Source organism: Sphingomonas crusticola (assembly GCF_003391115.1).
GTDB lineage: Bacteria > Pseudomonadota > Alphaproteobacteria > Sphingomonadales > Sphingomonadaceae > Sphingomonas_I > Sphingomonas_I crusticola.
Map to the genome: position 1 here is coordinate 2,583,235 of NZ_QTJP01000001.1, position 13,313 is coordinate 2,596,547.

The 13,313-nt window shown below is 65.4% G+C and carries 11 protein-coding genes; 9 read left to right on the forward strand and 2 right to left on the reverse strand.

What is annotated here, in order from left to right:
• The first annotated feature begins 9 nt into the window (after nt 1-9).
• The 9 genes from kdpB (at nt 10) to DX905_RS12365 (ending at nt 8,907) form a co-directional block, all read left to right on the forward strand.
• The gene (kdpB, locus tag DX905_RS12325) at nt 10-2,040 is read left to right on the forward strand and encodes a potassium-transporting ATPase subunit KdpB (RefSeq protein WP_116091605.1); all 2,031 of its coding nucleotides are present in this window, start codon (nt 10-12) and stop codon (nt 2,038-2,040) included.
• Nucleotides 2,041-2,051: 11 nt separating this feature from the next.
• Nucleotides 2,052-2,642, forward strand: a complete 591-nt coding sequence (gene kdpC / locus DX905_RS12330; RefSeq protein ID WP_116091606.1) for a potassium-transporting ATPase subunit KdpC — start codon at nt 2,052-2,054, stop codon at nt 2,640-2,642.
• On the forward strand, nt 2,639-5,302 hold the full coding sequence (locus DX905_RS12335) for a sensor histidine kinase (protein WP_116091607.1): 2,664 nt from the start codon (nt 2,639-2,641) through the stop codon (nt 5,300-5,302). The genes kdpC and DX905_RS12335 overlap by 4 nt, the downstream gene beginning before the upstream one ends.
• A complete protein-coding gene (locus tag DX905_RS12340) occupies nt 5,299-5,991 on the forward strand; it encodes a response regulator (protein ID WP_116091608.1) in 693 nt (230 codons plus the stop codon). The genes DX905_RS12335 and DX905_RS12340 overlap by 4 nt, the downstream gene beginning before the upstream one ends.
• 140 nt (nt 5,992-6,131) lie before the next feature.
• Nucleotides 6,132-6,260: a hypothetical protein gene (locus DX905_RS16400; RefSeq protein WP_275896078.1), complete on the forward strand. Its 129-nt coding sequence runs from the start codon at nt 6,132-6,134 to the stop codon at nt 6,258-6,260.
• 141 nt (nt 6,261-6,401) lie between these two features.
• Nucleotides 6,402-6,626, forward strand: a complete 225-nt coding sequence (locus DX905_RS12350; protein ID WP_116091610.1) for a hypothetical protein — start codon at nt 6,402-6,404, stop codon at nt 6,624-6,626.
• Between the two features lie 200 nt (nt 6,627-6,826).
• The gene (locus DX905_RS12355; protein ID WP_162875594.1) at nt 6,827-7,399 is read left to right on the forward strand and encodes a methyltransferase domain-containing protein; all 573 of its coding nucleotides are present in this window, start codon (nt 6,827-6,829) and stop codon (nt 7,397-7,399) included.
• The gene (locus DX905_RS12360) at nt 7,396-7,650 is read left to right on the forward strand and encodes a hypothetical protein (RefSeq protein WP_116091612.1); all 255 of its coding nucleotides are present in this window, start codon (nt 7,396-7,398) and stop codon (nt 7,648-7,650) included. Before DX905_RS12355 ends, DX905_RS12360 begins: the two co-directional genes overlap by 4 nt.
• 102 nt (nt 7,651-7,752) lie before the next feature.
• Nucleotides 7,753-8,907, forward strand: coding sequence for a GGDEF domain-containing protein (locus DX905_RS12365; RefSeq protein ID WP_116091613.1), 1,155 nt, complete (start codon nt 7,753-7,755; stop codon nt 8,905-8,907).
• 27 nt (nt 8,908-8,934) lie between these two features.
• Here the strand turns inward: DX905_RS12365 and DX905_RS12370 are convergent, their stop codons facing one another.
• Nucleotides 8,935-10,818: a potassium transporter Kup gene (locus tag DX905_RS12370; RefSeq protein WP_116091614.1), complete on the reverse strand. Its 1,884-nt coding sequence runs from the start codon at nt 10,816-10,818 to the stop codon at nt 8,935-8,937.
• Nucleotides 10,819-11,320: 502 nt separating this feature from the next.
• Nucleotides 11,321-13,306 (reverse strand): serine hydrolase domain-containing protein, encoded by a 1,986-nt coding sequence (locus DX905_RS12375; protein ID WP_116091615.1) that lies wholly within the window; start codon nt 13,304-13,306, stop codon nt 11,321-11,323.
• Between the last annotated feature and the right edge of the window lie 7 nt (nt 13,307-13,313).

Here is a 13,313-nt window from a genome sequence, read left to right on the forward strand (position 1 = left end):
CACGCCACCATGGCACGCACCGCGACAAAATCCCTGTTCACCGTCGATCTGCTGCTCCCGGCAATCGGCGACTCCTTCCGCAAGCTCGACCCACGCCAGCTCGTGCGCAATCCGGTGATGTTCGTCACCGCATGCGTCGCTCTGTTGCTGACCGTCCTGCTGGTCGTTGGCCATGACGGCCTGAGCGTGGGGTTCAAGCTGCAGCTGATCATATGGCTGTGGCTGACGGTATTGTTCGGCACCTTCGCCGAGGCGATCGCCGAAGGGCGTGGCAAGGCGCAGGCGGCAAGCCTGCGCGCCACCAAGGCAGAGCTCACCGCCAACCGCGTCAAAGGCTCGGCCCTGGAGGCGGTGCCCGCCAGCGCCTTGCGCATGGACGATGTGGTGCTCGTCAGGACGGGCGAGTTGATCCCTTCCGACGGCGAAGTGGTCGAAGGCGTGGCCTCGGTCAACGAGGCCGCCATCACCGGGGAGAGCGCGCCCGTGATCCGCGAGGCGGGCGGCGATCGTTCGGCGGTCACCGCCGGCACGCGCGTCATCTCCGATCAGATCAAGGTGCGCGTCACCGTCAATCCAGGCCAGGGTTTCCTCGACCGCATGATCGCATTGGTGGAAGGGGCGGAGCGGCAGAAGACACCGAACGAGATCGCGCTCACCATCCTGCTCGTCGGATTGACGATCATCTTCCTGATCGCGGTCGCGACGATCCCGAGCTTCGCTGCTTATGGCGGCGGTGCGATCCCGGTGACGGTATTGGCCGCTTTGCTGATCACTTTGATCCCGACCACGATCGCCGCCCTGCTTTCGGCGATCGGCATTGCCGGCATGGATCGGCTGGTGCGTTTCAACGTGCTCGCCAAATCCGGGCGCGCGGTCGAGGCGGCGGGCGACATCGACACGTTGCTGCTCGACAAGACCGGCACGATCACGATCGGTGACCGTCAGGCGAGCGAATTGCGCGCGGTGGGCGGCGCCACCCTCGCGGAATTGGCCGAGGCCGCCCTGCTGGCGAGCCTCGCCGACGAAACCCCGGAGGGCCGCTCGATCGTGCTGTTGGCGCGCGAGCGCTTCAACGTCCGGGCCAATGCCTTGCCCGAGGGCGCCGAGGTCATCGCCTTCACCGCCCAGACGCGTATCTCGGGCGTCCGGCTCGGCACCGTCCTGATCCAGAAGGGCGCGGTCGATTCGGTGCTGCGCGCCAATCCTGGCGTGGGCGAAACGCCCGCCGCCGCCGAATTGCGTCGTGCCACCGACGAAATTGCCCGTGCCGGCATGACCCCGCTCGCGGTCGCCAAGGATGGCCGGCTGCTCGGCGCGATCGCGCTCAAGGATATCGTCAAGGCGGGCATCCGCGAACGTTTCGGCGAGTTGCGCAAGATGGGCATCCGCACCGTGATGATCACCGGCGACAATCCGCTTACCGCTGCGGCGATCGCGGCCGAGGCCGGCGTCGACGATTTCCTCGCGCAGGCGACGCCGGAGGACAAGCTCGCCTTGATCCGCTCCGAGCAGCAGGGCGGCAAGCTCGTCGCGATGTGCGGCGACGGCACCAACGATGCGCCCGCCTTGGCGCAGGCCGATGTCGGCGTCGCGATGAACACCGGCACCCAGGCGGCGCGCGAGGCCGGCAACATGGTCGATCTCGACAGCGATCCGACCAAGCTGATCGAGGTGGTCGGGCTCGGCAAGCAATTGCTGATGACGCGCGGCGCGCTCACCACATTCTCGGTCGCCAACGACGTCGCCAAATATTTCGCCATCATCCCGGCGATGTTCATCGTCCTCTATCCCGGTCTGGCCGTGCTCAACGTGATGCGGCTCGGCACGCCCAATTCGGCGATCCTGTCGGCGATCATCTTCAATGCGCTGATCATCCCCGCGCTCGTGCCGCTCGCGCTCAAGGGCGTGAAATATACGCCGATGGGGGCAGGGCCGCTGCTGCGGCGCAACCTCGCCATCTACGGGCTCGGCGGGCTGATCGCGCCGTTCGTCGGCATCAAGCTCATCGATATCGCCGTCACCGGCCTGCATCTCGCCTGAGGATTTCAATCATGGGCAACGACTTCACCTCCTCGCTTCGTCCGGCTCTGGTCATGACGCTGCTGTTCGCGCTGCTGCTGGGTATCGCCTACCCGCTCGCGCTCACCGGGATCGGCCAGGCCGTCTTCCCGCATCAGGCGAATGGCAGCCTGATCAGGGAAAAGGGCCAGGTCGTCGGCTCCGAGTTGCTGGCGCAGGGCTTCACGTCGGATCGCTATTTCCATCCGCGCCCGTCGGCGGCGGGCAAGGGCTATGACGGGCTTGCCTCGGCCGGCTCCAATCTCGGCCCGGCCAGCCAAGCGCTGCACGACCGCGTCGCCGGCGATATCAAGACTTTGCAAGCTTCCGTACCAGGTAGTTCCGTTCCACTGGATCTGGTCACGGCCTCCGCCTCGGGCCTCGATCCCGATATCACGCCCGAGGCGGCTTTGTATCAGGTTCCGCGCGTCGCCAGGGCGCGAGGGATAGACGAGGGGCGGCTGCGCGCGACCGTAGCGAGCGTAACCGCGCACCCGCTCCTCGGCTTCATCGGCGAGGATCGCGTCAACGTGCTGCTACTCAATCGACAGCTCGATAGCCAAGCGTCTACACCGCGAAGGTGAGCGCAAGCGAAGATCGCCCGGATCCCGATGCCCTCCTGCGCCAGGCGGCGCAGGAGGCACGCGGCAAGCTCAAGGTTTTCCTGGGTGCCGCCCCGGGCGTCGGCAAGACGTACGAGATGTTGATCGAGGGCGCCGCGCGCCAGCGCGCCGGGGTCGATGTCGTGATCGGCATCGTCGAAACGCACGGCCGCATCGAGACGGAAGCGCTCATCGCCGGGCACGAGGTGATCCCGCGGCGCCTGCTCGATTATCAGGGCCGCAAGCTCAGCGAGATGGATCTCGATGCCATCCTCGCCCGCCGGCCGCAGCTCGTGCTGGTCGACGAGCTGGCCCATAGCAATGCGCCGGAAGGGCGACACCCCAAGCGCTATCAGGATGTCGAGGAGCTGCTCGCGGCGGGGATCGACGTCTTCTCCACCATCAACGTCCAGCATATCGAGAGCCTGAACGACGTCGTCGCGTCCTTCACGCGCGTGCGGGTGCGGGAGACGGTGCCCGATCGTATCCTCGAAAGCGCCGAGATCGAGGTTGTCGATATCCCGCCCGACGAGCTGATCGAGCGACTCAAGGACGGCAAGGTCTACGTCCCCGACGAAGCGACCCGCGCGCTGGCGCATTTCTTTTCCAAGTCCAACCTGTCGGCGTTGCGCGAGCTGGCGCTGCGGCGCGCGGCGCAGGCGGTCGATGCGCAGATGCTCGACTATGTCCGCACCCACGCGCTGGCCGGCAATTGGGCCGGCGGCGAGCGCATCGTCGTCGCGGTCAGCGAACTGCCCGGCGCGGACGGCCTCGTGCGCGCGGCCAAGCGCATCGCCGACGGCGCGCGGGCGCCCTGGACCGCGGTCCATGTCGAAACGCCGCGCACGCGCATGCTCGGCGAGGCGGAACGGCAGCAATTGGCGGCGACGATGAACCTCGCCAGCCAGCTTGGCGCGACCGTCACCACCATCCCCGCAATGTCGGTGCTGGAAGGCCTGACCGCTTTTGCGACCGAAGCGCGCGCAACCCAGCTGGTCGTCGGCAAATCTGTGCGCTCGCGCCTGTTCGAATTGCGCCACGGCTCGGTCGTCGATCGGCTGGTGCGCGGCACGCCCGGCGTCGCCGTCCACGTCCTGCCGATGGAGCATGCCACGCCGACCGGGCAGGCGGTGCGAAAGCCGGTAGCCGGCAGCTGGGGCCGTCGCAGCGACTATCTCTGGTCGGCTTTGATGGTGGCGGCGGTCACCGCCTTCGGGACCGGCCTCAGCCATATCCTCAACCTCGGCAATCTCGCCTTGCTCTACCTGCTGCCGGTGATGGTCGCGGCCAGCATGTTCGGTCTGCGCGCGGGCCTGTTCGCGGGCCTTGCGTCCAGCCTCGCTTATAATTTCTTCTTCCTGCCGCCGACGGGCACGCTGACCGTCAACAATCCCGAAAACGTCATCACGATCATCGTGCTGCTCGGCGTCGCCTTCGTCACCAGCCAGTTCGCCTCGCGGGCGCGGGCCCAGGCGGATGTCGCCTCGTCGAGCGCGCGCGCCAATGCCGCGCTTGCCGGCTTCCTCGGGCAATTGACGCAGACGGCGAGCGAAGAGGAACTGGCGCAGGCGATCTGTGGCGAGATCGGGCGTATTTTCGACGTGCGTACCGTATTGCTGGTCGCCTCGCCGGATGGACCACAAGTGCGCGCCGCCAACCCGGCGGAGGATCGGCTCGACACGATCGAGCGCGCGGCAGCGAGTTGGGTGCTCGAACGCGGCACGCCCGCCGGCCGGGGATCGGACACGCTCACTGCATCAGACTGGCTCTTTTATCCGCTGCGCAGCGCTTCAGGTGCGCTCGCGGCCGTCGGGCTCAGCCGCGACGATGGCAGCGAGCCGGTTCAATCCGATCAGCTGCCGCTGTTGATGAACCTGCTCGATCAGGCCGCGCTTGCGATCGAGCGCGCCCGCCTGACCGAGGAAATGCAGGGGGTGGCGCAGCTCAAGGAGCGGGACCGCTTGCGTGCCGCCCTGTTGTCTTCGGTCAGCCACGATCTGCGCACGCCGTTGACCGCGATCCTCGCCGCCGCCGCCGAATTGCGCCAGGGCGCCACCCCCGAATTGGTCGACAGCATCGAAGCCGAGGCCGAGCGTCTCAACCGCTTCGTTGCCAATCTGCTCGACATGGCGCGGGTCGAGGCCGGCGCGCTGCGGCTCAACGCGGAGGCGACCGATCTTGCTGATGCAATCGCCAGCGCGGTGCACGATACGCGCCGCGCACTCGACGGTCATGGCATCGATCTGCGGGTAGCGGCCGACCTGCCTCTGGTGCGGGTCGACCCGCAGCTGTTCCACCATGTCCTGATCAACCTGCTCGATAATGCCGGGCGCTATGCCGATCCCGGTACGCCGATCACGATCCAAGCCGAGCGGGTGCCGGGCAGCCTGGCACTGGCAGTGCTGGACCAGGGGCCGGGCTTGCCCTTGGGTCGTGAGCGGGAGGTATTCGAGACCTTCCATCGCATCGAGGGATCGGACCGCAAGCAGGCCGGCACCGGCCTCGGCCTGGCCATCGTCAAGGGTTTTGCCGAAGCGATGGGGCTAACGGTCGACGCCGCCAACCGCGAGGAGGGGGGCGGCGCACGCTTCACCATCCGCTTCCCCGAAAGCGCGCTGGTACGGGAAATGGAGGAGGAATGAGCAACGCTCCGCTGGTGCTGATCGTCGATGATGAGCCGCATATCCGCCGGCTGCTCCATGGTACGCTCACCCGCGCCGAATATCGCGTGACCGAGGCTGGCTCGGCCCGTCAGGCGCTGGCGGAGATGGAGAGCAATCCGCCCGACGTCATATTGCTCGACCTTGGCCTGCCCGATCGCGACGGGCTCGAACTGCTGCCTTTGATCCACCAGAAGTCGAAAGCAGCAGTGCTGATCGTCTCGGCGCGCGATGCGACCGACGAAAAGGTCGCCGCGCTGGATCTCGGCGCGATCGACTATGTCACCAAGCCGTTCGACACCGAGGAATTGCTGGCGCGCGTGCGGGTCGCGTTGCGCAGCCGCCTGGTGGCGGATGGCGGGCGTTCCCTGATTGAAGCCGGCGGCGTGACGATCGATCTCGTCCAGCGCCGCATCCACAAGAATGGGCAGGAGGTGCATCTCACCCCCAAGGAATTCATGGTCGTGGCCGAGCTTGCCCGTTTCCCGGGACGGGTCATCACCCACGACAAGTTGCTCGCGGCGGTGTGGCCCAACGATTACGAGCGTCACATCGAATATCTGCGCGTGATCGTGCGTAACATCCGCCAGAAGCTGGAAGACGATGCCGCTTCCCCGACGGTGATCGTCAATGAGCTTGGTGTCGGTTACCGCCTGATGGGCGCGAGCTGAGCCGGCATCATCCGCTACGGTAAAACTACTCCAAATCTATTTTCTCGCTCTCGATTGAAAACGCGGACCGCTCTTACCTGCGAGGGATGAGCGCGGACGATGAAACACCTGCCGAGCATCCCGGGCCGTGGAGCCGGCCGGTGCCGCCATCCCCTCGCCAGAGCCGGTGGGAGGAGGTCGGCGTCAGCTGGGTGGGTGTCCTCCAGGCGTTGAAAGCGGCCGCCATCCTGGGGTTGATCGTCGCCATCCTCCGCCTGCTTTCCCACTGATCCGGCGCTCTTATGCAAACACTATGCGTCGTCGCCGAAGGCCGTCTCGCTTCCCAATGCCGAGGGGATCACATCCATCAACGATGACGCAAGGTCGCGCTCATCGCGTGCCGGACGCATTCTTCCGGTCGAGCATTCTCCATGTTCACGAACAGCGTCGCAATCGACCCCGCCCCGGCCGTTACCTTGCTGGTTGGCCCCGATGCAGATGGCCATTGGCTCGTTCAGGAGGCCGACGGGGCGCTCGAAGGCTGCTTCGTGTCTCGCGAAGCGGCCCTCCACTTCGCCCGGTGGGAGCGCCATGCCTATCGGGCCGCGATCGTCGCGTTGGCGGAAGGGCCTTTGACGTCGCGGCTGGCGGTCTGACCATGAATCCCGAAGGCTTGGTCATGCTGGTCTTGCTCATATCGGCCCTGAGCTTTGTCAACTTGGCGATGCTGTTCCGCTTATGGCGCGACGGACGCGCGCGGCGAAAGGCCCTCCGCGCCCAGCTGGAAACGCTCTCGCCTCCGACGCACGTCCGGACACGACGGCGTCGCGATTGATCTTCGAAAAGGATGTTTTCAATGGCATGGCTCATGGTTTCCGATCCGGACGACGACCCGCCCGGCGGCCTCTATCCACAGGCTCACATATTCGCTGCCGGCAATCGCCCCGGCGCCGTACGTCCCAATATTGTGGCCCGCCTCGCCGCATTCGAGCAGTCGCGCGGCCTCAATGCTTGCCCGATCACCCGAGAGATTGATCACGCGCTGATCGCGCTGCGTAAGGCGGGTCGCCAAGCCTTGCGGGTGCTCGACGTGGGATGCGAGGACGGCGGCTGGCTGATCGAAACGGTCCTGCATGCGCCCATGCTCGGCTTCGTCGCGATCGAAGGCAGGGGCTTCGACACCGTCGCGGCGATGGTCGAGCGTGCACGCTCAACGGCGGCAGGAATTCACGATCCCCGCATCGGCCTGTCCTTCGACGTCGCCGACGTCGCTGCCGCGCTTGCGGACGAGGACGATCATGGTGCCGACATCGTGCTGTGCCACTATGGCCTGCTCGCGCGGCTGCCGCTCGATTGTCATGAGCATGTCGTGGCCGAACTGGCGCGCGTCACGGCCGGAACGTTGATATGCCTGGGTGGCGCGCAATGACCCGACGCGACCTTCTTGCACGATCGACCGGTGTCGGCGTGCTCATTGCCGGCTGGGCGAGCTGCCTGTGGCTGCGTGCGCTCGTGCCGGAGGGGCGCCACGATCCAACGTTGGTCGAGCTGGCGCTGGTCGTCGCCGGCTTTGTGCTCACCCTGGCGGGCACCTTGCTTATCCTCCACGGCGAAAAGCTGCTGCGAGGTGCCGGCCCGGCGCGTGGCCGACGCGACCTTCCCCGCAACCGCGGCTCCTGAGCTTGGCGAACCAATCGGCCGCCAAAATTGTAAAAGACGCATTTACGTCCTAGGCAGTGGGCAAGCGGGATCAACGGCCGGGGGTTGGCCCAAAGCGTGGGAATGATGATCAGCCTGGGCATGGTGCAGGTCGGCGTTTTCGCCGTCCTTGCCGGTCTGTGCGCCGCCATTTTTGCCGGGCTCCGCGGCCAATCGTCTCTCGGCTGGCTCGCTGCCGCCTTATTATGCGGGGCGCTCGCGATCCTGATACTGGGTCAGGCGCAGGGCTCCCTGCTCGAGTGGATCGCGCTGACCGTGACGGTGCCCGTTGCCTATCTTTGCGTGGCGCAATCGATCCGCATTACACTTGGCCAGCAACGGCAATATCGTGCGCTGGTCGGAACTGTACTCGCTCTGACCGCGATTGCCGTGCTGATGGCGTTCGCGGGCATAGCCTTCCTTTACCAGACGCTGCCGTTCCAGCTCGCCTGCGCCGTGGCGGTTTCCGAGAGCATCATCCGGCTGGCCCGCGGCCCGCAAAAAGGGATCGTCGACATCTGCCTGATGGTCGCGCTCACCGGGCTCGCCGCCGTCTTCCTCGCGCGCATCCCGCTTTACCTGATCCTGTTCGAGGCCGGCTCGCATTATGGCGTCATCCGAGCGTCCTCCTTCCAGCACATGTCGCTGATCGTCGCCGGCCTGCTCGCCTCGACCACGGCCTTCCTGCTCGTCGTAAAGGTGATTGGCGGCGTGATCGCGACCTATCGCATGCGTTCTGAGCGCGACGGGCTGACCGGATTGCTCAATCGCCATGGCTTCGATCTGGCGGTGGCCGGGCAGGGGCGGGGCAGCTGTGCGCTGATCCTGTGTGACATCGACCATTTCAAGCGCGTCAACGACCGCTACGGCCATGCTGTCGGCGACGATGTGCTGCGCGAATTCGCCGGCTTACTGGAGCATACCGGCCACCCCGTCGGGCGGATGGGCGGCGAGGAGTTCGCGTTGCTGCTGCCCAACCGTAACGCGGCCGACGCGGCAAGTGTCGCAGAAATGATCCGCCAGCGCTTTCACGCCGGCACCTATCCCGGCGTTGCGCCGGATCACCGGTTGAGCGCGAGCTTCGGCGTTACCGAACTAAAAGGCGGCACGCTGCCGAAAAGCGCCTTCATTTGCGCGGATGCGGCACTCTACCGGGCCAAGGAAGAAGGCCGCAACCGGGTGGTCGTGGCCCCGGAAGCTATTCACGCCGACCTCGATCCCCGGCTACGCGCCGCCTGACCGATCGAGGTTGCCTCTCCGGCCGCCCTAGATTTCGAGCTGGCTACCGAGCTCGATCACGCGATTGATCGGCAGCTTGAAGAACGACATCGCGCTTTCGGCATTCCGCACCATCCATGCGAACAATTGCTCGCGCCAGATTGCCATGCCGGGCTTATCCGACGGGATCAGCGTCTGCCGGCCGAGGAAGAAGCTGGTGTCCATCGGGCGGAAGACGGGCCCGCAGCCCTCTACGCGGGCAAGCGCGGCGGGTATGTCGACCTCCTCCATGAAGCCGTAATGCAGCACGATGCGGTAGAAGCCGGCATCGAGCGGTTCCGCTTCGATCCTCTTCTCCTCCGGGACCTGGGGCACGCCCTGGATCTGCACCGTCAGGATCGCGATCCGCTCGTGCAGCACCTTGTTATGCTTGACGTTGTGCAGCAGCGCGTGCGGCACGCCCTGGGCGCTGGCAGACAGGAAGACGGCCGTGCCCGGCACCCGTTTCAACGAGCGTACGCTGGAGGCGATGAACATCTCCATCGTCATTGCGCTCTGGTTGAGATGCGCGCGCACCAACCGACGCCCGCGCGCCCAGGTGGTGAGCAGGGTGAAGGCGATGGCGGCCACCAGCAGCGGGAACCAGCCGCCGTCCGGCACCTTGGTCAGGTTCGACGCGAAATAGGCACCGTCCACCATGAGGAAGATGCCGGTCACGAGGATCGCGATCGGCTTCGGCCACTTCCACACTGAATAGGTCAGGACCCCCAGCATGCACGCGGTAATGAACATCGTACCGGTCACTGCGATGCCGTAGGCTGCGGCAAGATTACTCGAGCTGCGGAAGCCGAGCGTGATGACGATCACCATCACCAGCAGCGCCCAATTGACGAACGGCACGTAAATTTGCCCTGCGGCCTTGGCACTGGTGTTGACGATGTGCAGGCGTGGCAGAAAACCAAGCTGGACCGCCTGCTGCGTGACCGAGAAGGCGCCGGAAATCACCGCCTGGCTGGCGATCACGGTCGCGACCGTGGCGAGGATGACGAGCGGCAGCCGCGCCCAGTCGGGTGCCATCAGGAAAAATGGATTCTCGATCGCGCCCGGGTGGTTCAGCAGCAGCGCGCCCTGGCCCATATAATTGAGCAGCAGGCAGGGTAAGGCGATATAGAGCCACGAGATGCTGATCGCGCGCCGGCCGAAATGGCCCATATCGGCATAGAGCGCTTCGGCCCCCGTGACCGCCAGCACGACCGATCCGAGCGCGAGGAAAGCCAGCTTGGGATCGACCAGGAAGAAACGGGCCGCCCAGATCGGATTGAGACTGCCCAGGATTGCGGGATGCGTCACTACGCTCGAAATGCCAAGCACGGCCAGCACGAGGAAATAGAAGACCATGATCGGGCCAAACAACATCCCCACCCGCGCGGTGCCGTAGGATTGGATCGCGAACAGTCCGATCAGGATCGCGATCGATATCGGCAGCACCATCGCCGTGAACGTGTCGCTGACCGTGCTCAGCCCCTCCACCGCCGACAAAACGGAAATGGCGGGCGTGATGATCGCGTCGCCATAAAATAGCGCCGTCGCCGCCACGCCGAGCATGACGATGCCGGCGCTCCATCGCCGCGCGCCAAGCCGCCTCGCGATCAGCGCCAGTAGTGCGAGGCTGCCGCCCTCGCCGTGATTGTCGGCGCGCAGGATGATGAAGACATATTTGATCGTGACGATCATCATCATCGTCCAGAAGATCAGGCTCAGCACGCCGAAAATGTGCGGCTGGTCCACCGTCAGCGGATGATGGCCGGCGAAGCTCTCCTTGAGCGCATAAAGCGGGGACGTGCCGATATCGCCGAACACCACGCCGATCGCGCCCAGCGCGAGCAGCGAGAGCGGTTCGGGAGGGTGCGCATGCGGCGCGGCCGAATTCATTTCGTCAGGCAGCGGGGTGGCGGACACGCACGATCCTTGAACTGCGGATCATCCTGCACCGCACTTCACGAATGAGGCCTGTTCCATAAGCTTTCCAGCGGCAAGCGGCCCGCGCCGCATAGGTTTTCCATATGTTTTCGGCCTTGCCGCCATATGCGATCCCTACGCCGTCGCGGTCCCGCGCGGCTCGAATCCCTACGCGCTGCCCAATAACTGGGTGTCCATCCGGAGATGGGCGATGGCGTGGCATGAAAAGACGTGGGTGGATGTGGCGCTGCGATCGGCAGGCTTGGCATCATTGTGCCTTGCGGCGGTGATCGCGCATATGGTGTTCGAAGACGCTCCGCGCGCAGCCGCGCCGCTCGACTATCTGCTGGCTGGGATCGGCTTTCTTAGCGCGAGTATCGGTGGCGCCCGCTCTGGCAGGGGCGCCACCTGTTCGACGAGGTCGTCTTGTCCGCACGGTGGACCGCTCACGATCTGCCGCGCGGCTGAGGCGTCCTTAGTAATCGAGCGATACGGTCAGCAGCTTCATCGTGATGATCAGCCACACCAGGAACAATGCCGCCAAGGCGACCAGCACTGCCCACACATATTTGGTCCAGCGGCGTTCCGGCGTCTTGATCGCGACATAGGCATTCCAGCAGGTGAGAACCATGCCGACGATCGCCACCAGCGACAGCAGCTGGAACACGCGCATCCAGATGTCCATGCCGCCGTTGAATGCCTCGAGGTTGCTGTCGACCGAGCTCACGATCCAAACCCATCCGGCCGCGATGATCAGGAAGAGCCAGGCGGTGATGCGGGTGGCACGGTGCAGTTGCAGCGCGCGGCCGGTGAGCGGTGCACGATAGCCGTAATTGCGGCGCACCAGCGCGATCACCGGCCAGCCGAGCGCGGTCAGCAACATGATCACCAGCGCGACGATGAGCGCCGGAACCAACCAGGCCGCGTTCATTGAGGCCGGTGCCGGCGTGTAGAGCAGGATCTGCGGCAGATCGTCGCTGAGGAAGGCGGTCACCTTGCCATCCTTGACCGCCGCATGCAGCCGGCTGTTGCCACCGACCTGCTGCCACTGCCACGGGCCGACTTCGCGCCACTTTTTCGGATTGCCGGCCGCATCGACGAACGAAGACGCGGTGATGGTGTTGTCGGGATTGAGCGCCACCGTGGTTTCGCTGACGACGCCGATGAACTTCAGCCAGTCGTGGATCGCACCGCGCGTGCTGACATAATGGCCGACCATCGCCGCACCATGCTCCTTGGCCGTTGCCGCCGTCGGAAGATTGGTGCGGGTGACCGGGAAGTAACGGTCGGTGAAATCCTCGAGCATGCGGGCGCGTACGATGTGCGCCGCGCCATTCTTGCCGGGGCTGTTGAACGACACGAAGAAGCCGACATTGCTGTCCAGATAGAGGTGCAGATCGGAGTGGAAATAGACGGTGTCGCCGCCATGGCCGACGATCGTCTGGCCGTTGCGGTCCTCGTGGTAGAAGCCCAGCGCCATCGTCGGCAGACCGGGGATGAACGAACGCTGCGGCGTATGCATCAGCGCGGCGGTCGCGGGGTTGAGCAACGGACCGCCATTGGCGAGCTGCGCGATCATGAACTTGGCCATGTCCGTGCCCGTTGACGCGAGCGCGCCCGCTGGTGAGAGCGGGATCATCTCGTACGGCTTGGCGTCGTCCGAGCCCGGCTCATAGCCCTTGGACATATCCTTCACGAATTGCGCCGGCAGCGGCTGCCGGAAGGTCGAATGCTTCATGCCCAGCGGGTTGAAGATGTGGTTTTCGATATAAGTATCGAACGGCTCGCCGGAGACGCGCTCGACGATGTAGCCCGCCAGCGAGGCGCCGTAATTCGAATAAGCCGGGACTTCGCCCGGCGCGAAGATTCGATTGGGCGTCCAGCGCTTCAGCGCCGGGCCCAGGGCCTTCAGAATCTTCGGATTGGACGTGATGAGATATTTCACCGTCTCTTCGAAGCCGGCGGTGTGCGTCATCAAATTGCGCAGCGTGATCGGCTTGCCGAAAGCGGGCGGAATCTTGAAATCCAGATAGTCGTTAATGTCGCGGTCGAGGTCGAGCTTGCCCGCCTGGACCTGCTGCATCACCGCCGTCCAGGTGAACAGCTTCGAGGTCGAGCCCGGCCGGAACAACGTCCTGTCGGGATCGACCGGCAGCCGCGCCTTCTTGTCGGCATAGCCGAAGCCGCGCTGGGTCAGCACCTGGCCATCCTTGACCACGACCACCACCGCGCCCGGAATCTCACCGCTGGCAATGGCGTACGGGACGAAGCCGTCGAGCCATGCGTCCACATCGCTCTTGGTCAATGTCGCCGGTCCTGCCGGCGTGGCCGCGGCGGCGGGTGCCGCGGTTGCCGCCTTGGGCGCCAGCGTCAGCTTGGGCTGGAGCTGGGTCGGCGCCTGCGCCGCAAGCGGCATGGCGAGCGCCGCCAGGGCGAAGGCGATCTTGTGGACGATGCGCATGGCTGCC